General features: G+C 68.7%; 14 protein-coding genes. 6 read left to right on the top strand and 8 right to left on the bottom strand.

From position 1 onward, the window contains the following. Positions 1–31: 31 nt before the first annotated feature. The 4 genes from AB0E63_RS19420 to AB0E63_RS19405 all read left to right on the top strand — a co-directional run bounded on the left by AB0E63_RS19420 (position 32) and on the right by AB0E63_RS19405 (position 4,781). Entirely contained in the window at positions 32–376 is a 345-nt protein-coding gene (locus tag AB0E63_RS19420; RefSeq protein ID WP_360367613.1) for a hotdog domain-containing protein, read from the top strand. Positions 377–907: 531 nt separating this feature from the next. Beyond that, positions 908–2,476 (top strand): apolipoprotein N-acyltransferase, encoded by a 1,569-nt coding sequence (gene lnt / locus AB0E63_RS19415; RefSeq protein WP_360367610.1) that lies wholly within the window; start codon positions 908–910, stop codon positions 2,474–2,476. Positions 2,477–2,584: 108 nt separating this feature from the next. Continuing rightward, complete coding sequence (locus tag AB0E63_RS19410) at positions 2,585–3,064, top strand: FxsA family protein (protein ID WP_360367607.1); 480 nt, start codon at positions 2,585–2,587, stop codon at positions 3,062–3,064. Between the two features lie 364 nt (positions 3,065–3,428). Next, on the top strand, positions 3,429–4,781 hold the full coding sequence (locus AB0E63_RS19405) for an FAD-dependent monooxygenase (RefSeq protein ID WP_360367604.1): 1,353 nt from the start codon (positions 3,429–3,431) through the stop codon (positions 4,779–4,781). Positions 4,782–4,819: 38 nt separating this feature from the next. On the opposite strand, the gene AB0E63_RS19400 is transcribed toward AB0E63_RS19405, so the two are convergent. The 3 genes from AB0E63_RS19400 to AB0E63_RS19390 all read right to left on the bottom strand — a co-directional run bounded on the left by AB0E63_RS19400 (position 4,820) and on the right by AB0E63_RS19390 (position 9,954). After that, entirely contained in the window at positions 4,820–6,940 is a 2,121-nt protein-coding gene (locus AB0E63_RS19400; RefSeq protein ID WP_360367601.1) for a hypothetical protein, read from the bottom strand. Positions 6,941–7,010: 70 nt separating this feature from the next. Beyond that, the gene (gene ligA, locus AB0E63_RS19395) at positions 7,011–9,008 is read right to left on the bottom strand and encodes an NAD-dependent DNA ligase LigA (RefSeq protein ID WP_360367598.1); all 1,998 of its coding nucleotides are present in this window, start codon (positions 9,006–9,008) and stop codon (positions 7,011–7,013) included. Positions 9,009–9,045: 37 nt separating this feature from the next. Beyond that, positions 9,046–9,954: an NADP-dependent oxidoreductase gene (locus AB0E63_RS19390; RefSeq protein WP_360367595.1), complete on the bottom strand. Its 909-nt coding sequence runs from the start codon at positions 9,952–9,954 to the stop codon at positions 9,046–9,048. 177 nt (positions 9,955–10,131) lie between these two features. Here AB0E63_RS19390 and AB0E63_RS19385 point away from each other — a divergent pair, with 177 nt between their 5' ends. Next, positions 10,132–10,731, top strand: a complete 600-nt coding sequence (locus AB0E63_RS19385) for an HD domain-containing protein (protein WP_360367592.1) — start codon at positions 10,132–10,134, stop codon at positions 10,729–10,731. A gap of 87 nt (positions 10,732–10,818) precedes the next feature. Next, positions 10,819–11,313: a peptidoglycan-binding domain-containing protein gene (locus tag AB0E63_RS19380; protein ID WP_360367589.1), complete on the top strand. Its 495-nt coding sequence runs from the start codon at positions 10,819–10,821 to the stop codon at positions 11,311–11,313. A 53-nt stretch (positions 11,314–11,366) separates the two neighbouring features. On the opposite strand, the gene AB0E63_RS19375 is transcribed toward AB0E63_RS19380, so the two are convergent. The 5 genes from AB0E63_RS19375 to AB0E63_RS19355 form a co-directional block, all read right to left on the bottom strand. Continuing rightward, entirely contained in the window at positions 11,367–12,590 is a 1,224-nt protein-coding gene (locus AB0E63_RS19375) for an ATP-binding protein (protein ID WP_360367586.1), read from the bottom strand. Then, on the bottom strand, positions 12,587–13,252 hold the full coding sequence (locus tag AB0E63_RS19370; protein ID WP_360367583.1) for a response regulator transcription factor: 666 nt from the start codon (positions 13,250–13,252) through the stop codon (positions 12,587–12,589). The genes AB0E63_RS19375 and AB0E63_RS19370 overlap by 4 nt, the downstream gene beginning before the upstream one ends. 99 nt (positions 13,253–13,351) lie before the next feature. Further along, positions 13,352–14,515, bottom strand: a complete 1,164-nt coding sequence (locus AB0E63_RS19365) for a GDSL-type esterase/lipase family protein (protein ID WP_360367580.1) — start codon at positions 14,513–14,515, stop codon at positions 13,352–13,354. An 11-nt stretch (positions 14,516–14,526) separates the two neighbouring features. After that, the gene (locus AB0E63_RS19360; protein ID WP_360367577.1) at positions 14,527–15,084 is read right to left on the bottom strand and encodes a TetR-like C-terminal domain-containing protein; all 558 of its coding nucleotides are present in this window, start codon (positions 15,082–15,084) and stop codon (positions 14,527–14,529) included. A gap of 114 nt (positions 15,085–15,198) precedes the next feature. Beyond that, positions 15,199–15,570, bottom strand: coding sequence for an RNA polymerase-binding protein RbpA (locus tag AB0E63_RS19355; protein ID WP_131296220.1), 372 nt, complete (start codon positions 15,568–15,570; stop codon positions 15,199–15,201). Positions 15,571–15,770 lie beyond the last annotated feature (200 nt).

Genomic DNA, 15,770 nt, shown 5'->3' with positions numbered 1-15,770 from the left:
TATTGGACTCACTGCGACGCATCGGCGGTACGTGCCGTACAGCCACGCGCACTACGCCGGGAACCTGGTCGACGGCGCGTACGTGCTCGCGCTGTTCGGGGACGTGGCGACCGAGGTCTGCATCCAGGCCGACGGCGACGAGGGACTGTTCGCGTCGTACTCCGACGTCCAGTTCCTGCAGCCGCTGCGCGCCGGCGACGTTGTGGAGGTGAAGGCAACGATCACCCGGGTCGGCAACCGCAGCCGCGACCTCGAGTTCAGCGCGTACGTCGTCTGCCGTGGCCGGCCGGACCAGTCCGAGTCCGCGGCCGAGCTGCTGGCCGAGCCCCTTGTGATCACGCGCGCAAAGGGAACCGTCGTCGTACCGGTTGGGTGACGAATAGTTGCCCTGGGTAACGAACACGTGGAGTGCCGAGACGGCTCTGTAACGTGACGGGGCTGAAAGAACCTCGTTTTTTCTTGGAGGGCAGCCGATAGTGTTACAACGGCCTCAAGGAGCCGGTGCAGAGGTTGACACCGTCGCCGTCAGCGAGCATCGTTTTGGGAGTCGTCATATCCCGTTTGAGCAACGGTCACACGAAGTTCGGCCACCGGATGATCCCGCGACGCTGACCAGGCCAGTGCCAGGCTTGAGTCGACGGGGGCTGAGATCGCTGGTGGTGAGCCCCCCGCGGGGCAGAGGTGGAAGAGGTTCGGCGCCCAGTAGACAACAGCCGGGCGGTTCGCAGCCAGTGGGCCGGCGGTTGGTCCGAAGGAGCGCCGAGCCTCTTTCCTCTTTGTGTGACGACATCCTCACTTTCCGCAATCGGTGCCCAATGGCTACTGACCGGATACATTTGCGTGTCCGGGACGTTGTACGGTCGTGCGACCGGCGTCCGCCGGAACAGTGAGGACAAGGGGTTACCGCGTGGACCGGTTGAAGGCTTTCGGGCGGTTGCTGCCGAGGATTGCCGTGGCGGTCGCGGCCGGCGCACTGCTCGGCCTGGCCTTCGAACCGCATGACCACCCCTGGCTCGCGATCGTCGCCGTACCGCTGTTCCTGGCCGCGCTGAACGGTGCGTCGGCCAAAGGCGGGTTCCTGATCGGTGCGGGCTTCGGCATCACCTACTACGCGGTGCTGATCCCGTGGATCACGGTGATCGGTGGCGACGCCGCGGTCGCGCTGGCGATCCTCGAAGGGCTCTTCTACGCCGTCTTCGGGCTGTTCGCGACGCAGGTGCTGAAGCTGAAGCTGTGGATGCTGTGGATCCCGTGCCTGTGGGTGGCGACCGAGTTCGCCACCGCCTCGGTGCCGTTCGGCGGCTTCCCGTGGGGCAAGCTCGCGTGGGCGTTCTCCGACCTCTCGCTCGGCAAGCTCGCCGCCTTCGTAGGCATTCCGGGGCTGAGCTTCGTGATCGCGTTCGTCGGCGTTCTCCTGTACGCCGTACTGCGGCCGGCCAGCGGCCTGCGGCTCCGGGCCGTCGCAGTGGTCGCCGGGCTGGCGATCGTCTTCGGCAGTTCGCTGATCAACCTGTCGACCGAGGGCGACGGCAAGACCGTGAAGGCCGCGATGGTGCAGGGCAACGTGCCCGGCAAGGGGCTGGAGTTCCTCGGCCGCGCGCGGACCGTCACCCGCAACCACCTGTCGGCGACCCTCGACCTGGAGAAGCGGGTCCAGGACGGCACCGAGATGAAGCCGGACCTGGTGATCTGGCCGGAGAACTCGACCGACATCGACCCGTACAAGGACGACGAGACCCGCGCCGACATCGAGGAGGCGGTCAAGGCCGTCGACGTACCGATCCTGGTCGGTGCCGTCACCGAAGGCCCCGGTCCGGACGAGCGGCAGACCACCGGCATCGTGTGGGACCCGGTCACCGGCCCCGGCCAGCGGTACGCGAAGCGGCACCCGGTGCCGTTCGGTGAGTACATCCCGTTCCGCGACCAGTTGCTGCCCTACATCAAGCGGCTGGAGATGATCGGCCGGCAGACCGCGCCCGGCACGGTCCCGGGCGTGATGCCGATCAACGGCGTGACGTACGGCGACATCATCTGCTTCGAGCTCGCCTACGACAACGTGATCTCGGACCTGATCAACGGTGGCGCCCAGGTCTTGATCGTCCAGACCAACAACGCGACGTACGGCGGGACCGGGCAGCCCGAGCAGCAGTTCGCGATCACCCGGATGCGGGCGATCGAGACCGGCCGGACCGTGCTGATCGCGTCCACCAGCGGGATCTCCGGCGTCATCCGGCCCGACGGGACGGTCGAGCACAAGTCGGCCCAGTTCGTGCCGGATGTGTACGTCGCCACGGTTCCGGTGCGCGACACCCACACTCTCGCGAGCACCATCGGCGGCTGGCCGCAGTGGATCCTGACCGGCCTCGGGCTGCTCGGCATCGTGCTGGCCCTGGTCGCCCGTCGTCGGCGCCGTACGAACGACGGCCCGCAGACGCCGCCGGCCGCGACCCCCAGCCGCGAGAAGGTTCCGGTCTGAGCCAGGGTCCTCTCAGGGTCCGTCGTTCCCACTCGTTCCGTACGCTGGTGTTTTAGGCCGCCTGGTGTTTAGGCCGTCTGATGTTCCAGGCCGGAAGGGGTAGGACATATGCCGTGGCTCGTGGCGCTCGCGTTGCTGGTGGTGCCGATCCTGGAGATCTACGTGATCATCCAGGTCGGCCAGGTGATCGGCGGCTGGCCGACGGTCGGGCTGCTGCTCGTGGAGAGCGCGCTCGGTGCGTGGCTGATCAAGCGTGAGGGCCGGCGGGCCTGGAACGCCTTGCAGGCGTCGTTCCAGAGCGGCAAGCTGCCCGGCCGCGAACTGTCCGACGCGGCCCTCGTCCTGGTCGGCGGCACCCTCCTGCTCACTCCGGGCTTCGTCACCGACATCTTCGGCTTCTTCTTCGTCCTCCCCTTCACCCGCCCCGTCGCCCGCCGGGCCATGTCCGCGTTCTTCAGCCGCCGGGTAGCCACCCAGTTCGGCACCCCGAACCTCGGCAACTTCATCCCCGGCGCCGATCCCACCCGCCCCCGCCCGACCTCCGACGACGTCATCCAAGGCGAAGTAATAGACCCCGACCAGAAGTAGTTTCCTCCCCACGCGGACCGCGGTGGGTCAGGCGACTGCGCTGACGCGTGCTGGGATGAGCCCACGCGTGCTTCGGTGTCGTGCGCGATCAACCACCCCGGGGCTGGTGCACGCCCGCGAGACGACCGTCGTCACGCCGACGGTCAGCTACCCGTGGACTGGGGAGGGTTTTACCCCCGAATCGGCAGAAAACCCTCCCCAGTCGATCGCGAGTTCACAGCTCTGGGAGAGCTGCTGATCACCGCCGCCTGACACCCAAACCCCCTGGGCGTCCGCGACGCGTTCCCACCCTCCGCGGGCTGTCGCGACAGGTAGCGCCGAGCACTAGCCTTGAGGGTGTCCGGCAGCGAGTTGGGGGTGTGCCGTGGCAGTACCGCGGGTGGTCGTTGTCGGGGGCAGCATGGCCGGGTTGTTCGCGGCGCGAGCCATGTCCGACCAAGCGTCGGTTGTCGTGCTCGAGCGCGAGCGGCTCACGGATGCCGTCGCACCGCGCGGCCATGTGCCACAGGGCCGGCACCTGCACCTGCTCTTGTCCGCTGGGTTAGATCTGCTGCGCGACTGGTTCCCCGGTATCGAGGACGAACTCGTGTCCCAAGGAGCCATGCATGCCGATGGATACGGAGCGTGGGTGTTCCAGGGCGGCGCCTACCGAGCCCGCGGGGACTGGGGCGGGCCGGTGCTCTGCCTTACCCGGCCGCTGCTCGAGCACGTCGTCCGTGCTCGCGTAGCCGCCTTGCCCGGCGTGTCCGTCGAGGACGGCGTGACCGTCGAGCGAGCTGTTGTCGAGGACCACCGGGTGACCGGGGTCGTGGTGGCCGGCGTCGAGCGGCCCGCCGACCTCGTCGTCGACTGCTCCGGGCGCAACTCACGCATCGCCCACGACCTCGCGACGTCCGGCCTCCTCGAGCCACCGGTCACCCGGGTCGGCATCGACATCGGGTATGCGTCCTTCCTGATGCGCCGCTCACCGGACGACTTCGAGGGCGAGCTCATTGTGTGCGTCGACAACCCGGGCTCATTCCGCGCCGGATCCGCGCTGCCGGTCGAGGGCGACCGCTGGCAGGTGACCGTGGCGGGTGTGCACGGCGATGCCCCGCCCACCGACGAAGAGGGCGTCCGCGCCTTCATGGCCTCCCTGCCGAGCCCCACCCTCGGGCAGCTCGTCGACCGCTGCGAGCGCTTGTCGGAGATCGTGGCGTACCGCTTCCCGTCGAGTCAGCGACGACACTACGAGAAGGCGTCGGACCTGCTGGAGGGGCTCGTCACGCTCGGGGACGCAGCCAGCAGCTTCGACCCGATCTACGGCCAGGGCATGTCGTCGGCGGCGTTACAGGCGGCCGTTCTGGGCGAGGTGGCGCAGGCTGCCGGGGTGGTCTCCCCGGAGCTGCCGAAACGATTCCACCGCAAGGCCGCTCGCGTCATCGACGCGCCTTGGCGCATCGCAGTGGGTGGTGACTTCGGCCACCCCGCCACGGTAGGTCCCAAGCCCACGGGAACCGCCCGACTCAACGCCTACATCCTGCAGGTCATCCGGGCAGCTCACGTCTCGGTTCCCGTGGCGGGGGCCTTCAACCGTGTACTCCAACTGACCGACCCGCCAACGGCCCTGCTACGCCCGTGGACAGTCGCCCGTGTCCTCAGCAAGTCTCGCCGTTCCCCAGCCATCACAGGCGCCACGATCCAGCACCCCCGCGTCGGCCCCGAGCCTCCCAGCTGACCAGCCGGGAGGCTCGCGTCGATCGTGAAAGGCCAGCGTCAGAAGTCGATCTGGACGTGGGTTCCGGCGGGTACGCCCGGGTGGCGGAGCCATAGGATGCCGAGCTCGGCGTCGTACTGGATGTCGGTGAGGTTGGCGTCGTCGGCTCGGACGGCCGTTGGATTGGTTGGGACGCGCAGGGCGCTGGTGACTTGGACGCCGCGGGGTGCCTCGGAGGTGAAGCGGATGCCGGTCTGGTGGCTTTCCCAGCCCACTACTCGGCCGGCCGAGGCGAGCAGGGGTTCCTCGTCGTAGGTGAGGTCGCGGAGCCAGGTCAGTTGGCCTGGGCCGAGCTCTCGCTGGCGGACGATGCCGAGCTGCGGGTCGAGGACGTCGAGGTAGGTGCCCTCGACAACGTGTGAGCCGCCGGCCTCTTCCAGTACGGCGCCGACGAGGTACGGGCCGCGCTGGACCGACAGCCAGTTGGTGGACTCCCAGCTGTGGCCGCCCGCCTCGGCCAGTTCGCGGATCGCCGCGACCAGCTCGGCGGCGTGTTCCGGTGATTCGGTGAAGGCGGCCGGCCGGGACGGGAGGAACCGGACCCGGCCCTTGCCGATCGGCTGGACACCGTCGTGGTTGCGGTCCGCGCCGAGTGCCTCGGCCAGGTGGTCGGCGCAGGTGTCGTAGCGGCCGGTCCACCAGGAGCGGATCTCGTGGTACGGGTCGGCGCCGTCGCCGACGTACAACAGGCTGCCGCCGCGGCTGACCCACCCGGCCAGCGCGTAATGGATGCCGGGGGCAAGCGGCTTCTGGAACTCGTAGCTCAGGACGACTACGTCGACATCGTCGAGTGCATCAGGAGTGTCGATCACGTTCTCCAGCTGGACCGGGCAGACCTTCTGCCCGTCGCACAGCGGTGGCAGCGCCAGACCGTAGAAGTCGGAGAAGTGCAGCTGCTCGCGGCCTTCGAGTGCCAGGGCGTCCTGCAGGCCGTCGTAATGTCCGCTCTCGCCACCGGGTGCCCAGCGCTGGAACATGGCGGTGTCCGAGAGCGCGATCCCGATCCGCGGTCCGTCGTTGGCCCAGCGCACCTCCGGCTGATCCAGGTCGCGCAGGCTGTTCATCGCGATGAGGTAGCTGGTGGCGGTGTCCTGCGGAATCGATTCCCGTTCAGTGGATCCCTCGCGCAGGTACGGGCGGTTGAAGATCCGGTTCGGCCACGGCGCGACCTCGTACCGCGAGACGCCCGGGTGCAGCAGCGAGGCAATAAGTGTGCGCTGCCAGTTGGCCAGGTAGTCCTCCCAGGTGCGGTCCGGGTGGTCCTCGATCGGGTCGTGCAGGAACCACATGCGGCGGTCGGTGCCGCGGGTGAGGTCCTGGGCGATGCCGTATTCCAGGTAGGCCGTCTCGAAGGTGCGCTCGGCAACCTTTCCGGCGTACGCGTTGGGCGTCCGGGAGGTTCCGGTCCACACCTGCGCGATGGCGCCGTCGATCGAGGGCAGCGCCCGCAGGCGTGATTCGGGGCTGATGATCTGCCACTGGGTGTAGTTCAGGAGGCTGTGCGTCGGGACGTAGAAGCGCACCAGGCGGCCCTGCTGGAGCGCTTCGTCGCGGAGCACGGAGGTGACCCGGTCGAGGCTGCGGGACAGCAGGTGCTGCTTGAGCTGCCCGGAGCGGAAGTGCGCTTCGGCGGTGCTGTGCGGGGCCTGCCACGGCTCGCCGAAGAAGGCCTGCCACTCCCGCTTGAACGATTCCGAGTAGCCGGCGCGCGCCCAGAACTCCGGCTCTTCGAGGTGGATGCCTTCGACGCCGAGCTCGATGATCGGGCGGAGTTTCCGCACCAGGTACTCGGTGAAGCCGAACGTCGGGACCATGTACGGGATATCGGTGCTCTGCCCGTGCAGGATCGGCGATCCGTCGCCCGCCGTCTGCGCGTCGGCCCAATGGTCGGAGCCGTCCCACCGTCCATCCAGGTAGTCCTGGTAGTTGCCCCAGGAGATGCCCGTCATCAGGTGGACGCGATAGCCGGCCTCACGCCAGCGGGCGATGCGCTGCGGGGTGGTGTCGTTGAGACCGTAGACCATCACGAAATCGGTGCGCAGGTCGATCGATTCGTCGTACGGCGCCTGCTCCTGGAAGCCGGTCGCCTCGCGGTCCTTGCCGGTGCTGGTGTCCGTCATACGTCAACCCTTGCGGGTCCGGTACGCCGGGCGCCAGCCCGCTGTCAGGAACTGGACACGGGCCGTGAGGTCAGCGGGGGAGCACGTCGGCGGCCTGGAGCTGTTGCCAGATCTCGGACTGGTCGACGACTGTGACGCCGAGCTTCTCGGCCTTGGTGAGTTTGGACGCACCGACATCGGCGCCGGTGATGAGCAGGTCGGTACTCGCCGAAACCGACGAGGCGATGGTCGCGCCCGCCCGTTCACAGAGGCGCTGGAAGGCCGGGCGGGTGACCTTCTCACCGGAGCGTGGGTCGCTGATGGAGCCGGTCACCACCACTGTCTTGCCGGCCAGTGGTGCACCGGCTGCCACGACAGGTGGGAGGTCCTCCTCGCGTACGTCGAGCGAGACGCCGGCCGCGCGGAGCCGTTCGAGCTCGGGGCGCAGCCGGGTGAGGTGCTCGATCAGTGAGGCGGCGACCTTCTGGCCGATGTCGTCGACGGCGACGAGCCCGTCGACGCCAGCCTCGGCGACCTCTTCCAGGGAAGCGAATCCGGCGCGGCACAGCCTGGCCGCGGTGCCTTCGGAGGCCATCGGGATCGCGAGGCCGATGAGTGCCCGGCGGAGGCCGACCTGGCGGCTGGTGTCGATCGAGTCGATCATGCGGGCGGCTGACACCTCGCCGATGCGGTCGAACTCCAGCAGCCCTTCCTTGGTGAGCTGGTAGAAGTCCGAAGGGTGTTCCAGGATCCCGGCCTCGGCCAGCCGCTCGATCCAGACTCCGCCGATCGCATCGATGTCGGCGGCCGCCCGGGACGCCCAGTGGATCAGCCGCCGTACGGTCTGGGCTGGGCAGCTGACGTTGGTGCAGAACAGTTCGCGGCTGTTGCCTTGCTCGATCAGCGGCTGCTCGCATGACGGGCACACCGACGGCGGCACGATGTCTCGCTCCGCTCCCGTGCGCTTGGAGGCGTCGAGTACGCCGGCGACGAACGGGATCACGTCGCCGGCGCGGCGGACCAGGACCGTGTCGCCGATCTTGATGCCGCGGGCACGGATCACCTCCTGGTTGGCCAGCGTCGCGCGCGTGACCGTCGTACCGCCGACGAAGACGGGCTCCAGCCACGCGACCGGCGCGATCTTGCCGGTCTTGCCGACGTCCCAGACGACGTCGGCCAGCACGGTCGTCTTCTCTTCGGCGGCGAACTTGAACGCCAGTGCGCCGCGTGGCGAGCTGGACCGGGTGCCCGCGGCGGCGAAGGCGTCGCGATCGGCGAGACGCAGTACGGCGCCGTCCAGGTCGTAGTCCAGGTCGTTGCGTTGCTGCTCGATCGTGGTGATCACCGCCTGCGCCGCGGCGGCGTCGTCGCAGTGCCGCATCTCGGCGACGGTGAATCCCATCGTCTGCAGCGCGCGCTCGAGATCGGCGTCGGCGTTGTCGGAGTCGCTGAGCAGGTCGAAGGCGAGGAACTGCAGGCGTCGTTCGGCGACGGTCGCCGGGTCCTTGGCGCGGAGTGTGCCGGCGGCGGCGTTCCTTGGGTTGATCAAGGGCTTGTCGAGGTGAGCGGCGTTGTAGGCGGTGAAGGTGGAGCGCAACATGACCGCCTCACCGCGGACCTCGGTGCGGTCTTGTACCTCGAGCCGGTCCGGGACTCCGTCGGCGAGTGCCCGCACGAGCGGGGTCACGTCGTCGCCGGTGGTCCCGTCGCCGCGGGTGATCGCTCGTGCGAGTTGCCCGTTCTCGTAGACCAGGGCCAGTGACAGGCCGTCCAGCTTCGGCATGACCACGACCGACTGGCCGGGGAAGCGGCTGAAGAAGGCCTCGACCTGTTCGGGGCGGGTCGCCTTCTCCAGTGACAGCATCGGCCGCGAGTGCCGGATCGGCGCGTGCAGCACCGCGGGCGCGCCGACCTGATCCAACGGGTTCGGGTCGGGCGCCAGCTCCGGGTTGGCCTCGATCAGCGTCCGCAGCTCGTCCTCGATCACGTCGTACTCCGCGTCGGCCACCGCCGGCGAACCCCGGTAGTAGGCGTCCCGCAGGACGACGATCCGATCGGCCAGTTCCTGAATGCGCTCCCCAACGTCCACGGGCCAGGACACTACCTGCGTGCCCCGACAAACCGCGTCATTCCGCGGCCACCGTGATGATGGTTCTGCCGCGGGTGCTGAAGGCGGCTGGGGCGTCGGCGAGGGGGCGGACGCTGGTGACGAGCGGTGTGAGCCGACCCTCGCGGAGGCGGGTGGCGAGTTGGGTCAGTTGTTCGCGGTTGGGCTCGACGACGAAGAAGATCGCCCGGCCGTCGCGGGGCTGGATGGTCGGCGGCTCGGCGACGGTGACGAGGGTGCCACCGGGGCGCAACAGCGTGGTGGAGCGGTCGCGGATCTCGCCGCCGATGACGTCGAACACCACGTCGACCTCGCCGGCGTCCTCCAGGCGCTCGCCGTCCAGGTCGAGGAACTCGTGCACGCCCAGGGTGCCGGCCAGGTCCCGGTCGGAAGCCCGGCCGGTGCCGATGATGTGGGCTCCGGTCTCGCGGGCCAGTTGTACGGCGACCGAGCCGACGGAGCCGCCGGCGCCGTGGATGAGGACGGTTTGGCCTGTTTGCAGGTGAGCGTGGTCGAACAGCGCTTGCCAGGCGGTCAGACCGGGCATCACCGCGGCGGCCGCGGTCATGTGGTCGACATCGGCGGGGAGCGGGGCCAGGTTGCGGGCCTCCACGGCGGCGTACTCGGCGAGCGAACCGTTGCGGCGCCAGTCGGTCAGCCCGAACACCCGCTGACCGACCGTGAGACCGGTGGTGCCGTAGCCGAGTTCGACGACCACACCGGACAGCTCGTGGCCGAGGACGCTCGGCGTGCGGTCGCGGCCGGCGCGGTCGGTCCAGGTCCCGGGCCAGTCCGGCTCGCCGCGGAGGAAGCCGGCGGCGTGGACCTGCACGATCACGTCGTTCTCGGCGGCGGAAGGGTAGGGGAGCTCGGTCAGGGACAGCCCGTGGTCGTCGGCCTCGCGGTTCTGGGCAGTGATGGCACGCATGGTGGTCCTTGCGGTAGTCGATGTAGTGGGTTGGGTTTCGACGGTACGCGCTCGTGGTCCGCTGTCTGTGGGCCACTTGGCGGCGTAGCTGATGGGCCGCTTCCGTGGTGAATGGCCCATGATCGTGGCGTCGGAGTGGACCAGCGACGCGGGCCTTCAGCGCCGTATCGTTGAAGTATGAACGACCTTGTGATTCCTGATACCGCCGCCGCGTCCGCGGCGCTGGAGGTGGCCTCCGCGTACCTGTCGCCCGCGTTGCTGAGCCACTCGCGCCGCGTGTATGTGTGGGCGGCGGCCTTCGGCAGGCAGGAGGGCATCTCGTACGACGCCGAGCTGTTGTTCCTGGCCGCGATGTTCCACGACATCAGCCTGGTACCGGAGTTCGACAGCCACACCGTCTCCTTCGAGGATGCCAGCGGCCATGTCGCCCGCGTGTTCACCGCTGGTGCCGGCTGGTCGAACGAGCGCCGCGAACGGCTCGGCGAAGTCATCGTGCGGCACATGTGGCCCGATGTGGAGGTGGCCGACGATCCCGAGGGTCACCTGCTGTCGCGGGCGGCGGCGTTCGACATCGTGGGGAAGAACCTCGACGACCTGAGTCCCGACGTCCGGGCCGACGTACTCCGGCAGTACCCCCGCCTGGGGCTGACGGACGAGTTCCTCGCCTGCTTCCAGGCACAGGCCGACCGCAAAGCCGGCAGCTCCGCCGCCCGCGCAATCCGGTCCGGCCTGACCACCAGAATCGCCGCGAATCCGCTCGACACCGCCTCGCTCTGAGCTCTGAGCAGGTGTGGGGTCGGCCGATTGGGGGATGGCGGGGTCCACCGGGGGATCGGCTGGGTGGGGGATCGTGAGAGTGGGCGAATGGATGGAGTGTTGCTTTCAGACGGTACGGAACAGCCGAACCGCACAGAGAAAGGAACACAAGAAATGTCAAGCACGACCGCCACCGCTTCCAGGCCCAAGGGATGGATCATCGCGACTGCCGTCACCAGCTGCCTTGCGGTGGCAGGGATTGTCGCCGCCGCCGTCGTCGGAGTGGCAGGGCCCGCCCACGCGGACGCCCCCACCGGACCGGCCCAGTCGGGCACCAGCACGTCGGGTCAGTACCAGACTGCGAACAACCGGCCGGTGAGGCCGGCGGCCCCGTCCGCTGCCATGAAGCTGCTGCAGCAGCAGCTCGCGCAGCTCAACTACTACAACGGGCCGATCACGGGGTATGAGAACACCCAGACGATGAACGCCATCATGTACCTGCAGCGCGACGCGCACCTTCCGCAGACCGGGCACATGAACGATGCCACCCGCGACGCCCTGAGCTCCATGCTGATGCACGGCAACAACCAGATGGCCAACTGAATCGGAACGCCACCACCCTTGCGGCCCGCGACGAGCGGGCCGCAAGCCTGTGCTCAGACCAGCGGAACCTCCACCTCGGCGACCGTGCCGTGCGGTTCGGCGTCCCGCAACCGCATCCATCCGCCGGCCGCTTCCACCCTGATCCGCCGCGACGCGAGGCCGAGGTGCCCGTTCCGCAACCGGGCCTCGAGGTCCACTCCGCCGAGACCTCGGCCATCGTCGATGACCCGCAGGGTCGCAACGGCGTCGGTCCGCCCCAACTGGACGACGACCTTGCGGGCCGAGGCGTGCTTCACCACGTTCGTGAGCAGCTCGCGAACCGTCACCAGTAGCAATTCGTCGGCGGCGGTGCGCGTCGACTCGTCCCAGTCGTGCGTCACGACGTCGATCGAGAACCGGCCGCGGGACCGGGTGGCGTCGGCGACGTCCTTCAGCACCGGCAGCAATCCGGCCGATTCCAAAGCTGCCGGATGAAGCTGCGACATCGTGGCCCGCAGCAACCGGGTCGTCTCGGCCAACGCGAATTCGACCCGCTCGAGACATTCGGCGTCACCGGCGGCTGCCGGCTCGACATCCTGGCGGGCGGCCAGCACATACTGCAGCGCTCCGTCGTGCAGCGTCTCAGCCAGGTTGCGTTGTTCGCGCTGCTCGATCTGAACCATCTCCTCCAGCAGGTGGTTCCGTTCCTGCAGCAGCCGGGCGATGGTCAGAACCCGTGAGCGCTGCAGCGCAGACAGCAGCACACACGCCAGCCCGACGAGGGCGAGCAGCAGCGACCGGAGTACGACGTACGAGATCGGCTCCTCGTCGATCGGCCGGATCAGCAGCCCGGAGACGAGATAGGCGGCCACCGCGGGCGCCGTGGCGAGTGCGCAGACCAGGGGACTGAGTTGCGTCGCTGCCAGCAGCGGGACCACGAAGAGCCCGTTCAGCAAGGTGTACGCCGTCCAGGTGGTGTCTGCGGACGTGTCAGCGACCAGGGTCAGCCCGGTGAGTGTGATCACATCGACTGCCAGGGCCACCCAGGTGTACGGCAGCATGCCCGGCCCGCCGATCCGCAGGATCACCGTGGTGGCCGCAGTCCAGATCACGTAGCACAGGACGATCACCCAGCAGAGCACGAGGTGGTCGGACGGTGGTTGGGTCACCAGGACCGCCACCAGGAACCCGGCGAGCAGCAACCGCAGCAGCGCCTGGATCCGCGCAGCCTGGTGCAGCGATGCCTGGATTCGCGCAGCCTGATGCGGTAGTCCGGCGATCTGGTCCGACCCTTTCATTCGAGCAGGCCCCGTCGCATACCTTCGGCGACCGCAGCGGCCCGGTCCGATACCCCCAGCTTCTCGTAGAGATGTTGGGTGTGCGTCTTGACCGTACTCACGCCCAGGTACAGCTCGGCCGCCAGTTCGGGGATCGACAGGCCGCGAGCGAATCCGGTCAGTACCTGCGTTTCGCGTTCACTGAGCACCGGAACGGCGGAGGTCGCACGCAGCCTGATCTGATCGGCCAGCCCCGCGGCCAGTTCCGGAGGGACCACAGTCTCGCCCTGGCCCACCCGCCGTACGGCGTCGACGATCTCCGAACGGCGAGCCTCCTTCGACAGATAGCCCTGAGCACCCTCCTCCAGAGCCCGGAAGACGATCGCGCTGTCGGTCACGGCCGACAGGATCAGCGTCCGGGTGGGCAGTCCCTGCCGGACGATCGCGTGGACGACGTCCAGCCCGGTGAGGTCCGGCATCTGGTAGTCGAGAACCGCCACGTCCGGGCGCTCGTCGGCGATCACCTCGAGTCCTTCCCGGCCGGTGGAAGCCTCGCCCACCACCTGGAGGTAGCCGCTCTCGGGCAGGCCCCGGATCAGCCCGTCCCGGAAGAACGGATGGTCGTCCACGACCACGACCCGCGCCGACTCCCTCGTACCGGTACTCCGCCCGCTCCCCACCATGTCCGCTCCCAAGCCCCACCTCCGCCGTGCGGAGGCCATCACCAGGATGCCGTTCGCTCACCACACTGGTCCAGTGCGGCGATCAGCGACAGGGCCGGGTCAGTCGACGGGGGTTGTGAAGGGGCCTTTGGGGGTGAAGGTGTGGGTGGTGAAGCGGTCCGCCATGGTGCGATGGGTCTGCGCGTCGGGGTGGAGGTCGTCGGGGAGGGGGTGGGCCGCGTTGTCGGGTTCGCCGTACAGGGTGCGGCCGTCGAGGTAGTGGAGGTTGGGGTCGTCGGCCGCGCGCTGGGTGATGATGCGGGACAGCTCGGCACGGATGATCGAGAGGGTCAGTTTGCCGGCGGGGATCTCCTCGGGGTTGCCGGTGGCGGTGAAGCGGAGTTCGCCGTCGGCGAGTGCCGACAGGTCCCAGCCGGTGGGGCCGGGGGTGTCCTCGTGGATCGGGCAGAGGATGGGGGAGATGACCAGGAGCGGTGTGTCCGGATGGCCTTCGCGGATGGTGTCGAGGAGGCCGTGGACGGCCGGGGTGAAGCTGCGGAGGCGGAGGCCGTCGGTGTTGACGATGTTGATGCCGAGTTTGAGGCTGATCAGGTCGGCGGGGGTGTCGCGGATGGTGCGCGCGATGAAGGGTTGGAGGAACGCACTCCCGCCGAAGCCCAGGTTGACGAGTTCCACACCGGCCTGAGCGGCGGCCAGGGCCGGCCAGGTGCCGGTGGGATGGGTGGCGTTGGAGCCGTGGCTGATCGAGCTGCCGTGGTGGAGCCATACCCGGCGAGTGACCGGGACCGGCTCGACCGGGGCATCGGTGCGGAGGGCAACGAGTTCGGTGGTCTCGTCGTGCGGCAGCCAGATCGCGACGGTCTTGGGTACGTCGGCCAGCCGGTCGAACCGCAGCGTCCCCGGCTCACCGCGCCGGGTCTCGGCAGAACCGGTCGTCAGGTCGATCGTGATGATGTCACCACCAGGCACGCTCGCCTGCGCCACCAGCTGGCCATCGACGAGGACGTCGTACACACCGTCCGGACGCGGGGGAGCGCCGACGTAGTCCCGCTTCGTCGGCAGCGTCTCCAGCTCGATGACAGTTGCCCGGCTGGAGAACACGAGCCGTATGCCGGAGGGCTGCGACTCGACCATCGTCATCTGCCCGTCGTCGTACTGCTTCCGGGCCCAGGCAGGCAACCGATGCGGGAGCACCCCGCGATCCGTCTGCTCGAGATCGAGCGCGCCGCGCAGAAGGTCAAGGGTGATGGGGGTGGTGATCAACGGAAGAACCTCTACTCGTGGTCGGGCCAGCTGCGCAGGAGAGCGTCGAGCGCGTCCAGGATGCGTGGCCAGCTCTCATGGCTCGGGGGTTTGCTGTGGCTGAACGAGCCGGCCAGCTCCAGGCTGACGTAGCCGTGGAACACGCTGCCCAGCAGCCGGATCGCGTCGGTCTGAGCGGGCTCGGTCAAGTCGTAGCCGCGCAGGATCGCTCGGGTCATCTCCGCGTGCCGCCCGCCGGCGCTGGCGGCGGCAGCCGAGGGATCGAGCGGGAACTGGGCGGCGGCGTACCGTCCGGGATGTTCGCGGGCGTAGTCGCGATAGACGTTCGCCAAGGCGGCGAGAGCATCGCGACCGGCACGTCCGGCCAGCGCCGCGGCGCCCAGATCGGCCATCTCCTCGAGAGCGAGCAAGGCGATCCGCGTCTTCAGGTCATGGGAGCTGCGAACGTGCGAGTACAGGCTTGCGACCTGTACGCCGAACTGCCGGGCCAGCGCCGACACGGTGACCTGCTCGAAGCCGGCCTCGTCGGCCAGCTCGGCCCCGGCCCGCGCCACTCGCTCGGTCGTCAACCCTGCTCTTGCCATACCTGATTATGAAATAACCTAAAACCTTTAGGCAAATCAGCACAACAAAAACGGACCCCCACCGCGCCGTTGCGGTGAGAGCCCGTCAGGGCCTGAAGGTCAGGCGGTGCGCTTCGTGCGGTGCAGGTGCGCCGGGCCGATCTCGCCCTTGCGCAGCAGCTCCACGCGCTCGGCCAGGAGCTCCTCGAGCTCGCTGATGCTGCGACGCTCGCGCAGCATGTCCCAGTGCGTACGGGCCGGCTTCTCCTGCTTCGGCTCCGGCTTCTCGCCGGTGGACCGGGCGGCCTCGCTGCCGCAATGCGGGCACTCCCAGATCGCGGGCACCTCGGCGTCGTGCGCCATCGTGACCTCGACCACATGGCCGCGGGGGCAGTCGTACGTGATCATCTGGCGCGGAGCGAACTCCACACCGCGGTCATCCTCGAAGCTGACCCCACCCAGCCCCGAACCACGCAGTACGCGATTAGACATGTCAAACCTCCGAGATCGTCATCCGTGCCAACGGTCGGCCGGCCCGGATCATTCCCATTTTGGCATGCCCGAGCCTCATGTACGCACCTGACAGCACCGTCGTGACGCCCTGTACTCGCGCGTTCACTCATCACGGTGTGTCGCGGACCGTCCGACGTACGACGCACCGAACCGATGCAGAGTTCACAGGCAGTTGCCAG

This window comes from Kribbella sp. NPDC026596, from assembly GCF_040638415.1.
GTDB lineage: Bacteria > Actinomycetota > Actinomycetes > Propionibacteriales > Kribbellaceae > Kribbella.
Note: the sequence above shows the minus strand (reverse complement) of the source record. Positions and strands in the feature narration are given on the sequence as shown.

Excerpts from the sequence above, each read along its gene's own strand:
- AB0E63_RS19410 (WP_360367607.1), top strand. The coding sequence starts at position 2,585 with ATGCCGTGGCTCGTGGCGCTCGCGTTGCTGGTGGTGCCGATCCTGGAG.
- AB0E63_RS19400 (WP_360367601.1), bottom strand. The coding sequence starts at position 6,940 with ATGACGGACACCAGCACCGGCAAGGACCGCGAGGCGACCGGCTTCCAG.
- AB0E63_RS19390 (WP_360367595.1), bottom strand. The coding sequence starts at position 9,954 with ATGCGTGCCATCACTGCCCAGAACCGCGAGGCCGACGACCACGGGCTG.
- AB0E63_RS19385 (WP_360367592.1), top strand. The coding sequence starts at position 10,132 with ATGAACGACCTTGTGATTCCTGATACCGCCGCCGCGTCCGCGGCGCTG.
- AB0E63_RS19380 (WP_360367589.1), top strand. The coding sequence starts at position 10,819 with ATGGATGGAGTGTTGCTTTCAGACGGTACGGAACAGCCGAACCGCACA.
- AB0E63_RS19375 (WP_360367586.1), bottom strand. The coding sequence starts at position 12,590 with ATGAAAGGGTCGGACCAGATCGCCGGACTACCGCATCAGGCTGCGCGA.
- AB0E63_RS19370 (WP_360367583.1), bottom strand. The coding sequence starts at position 13,252 with ATGGTGGGGAGCGGGCGGAGTACCGGTACGAGGGAGTCGGCGCGGGTC.
- AB0E63_RS19355 (WP_131296220.1), bottom strand. The coding sequence starts at position 15,570 with ATGTCTAATCGCGTACTGCGTGGTTCGGGGCTGGGTGGGGTCAGCTTC.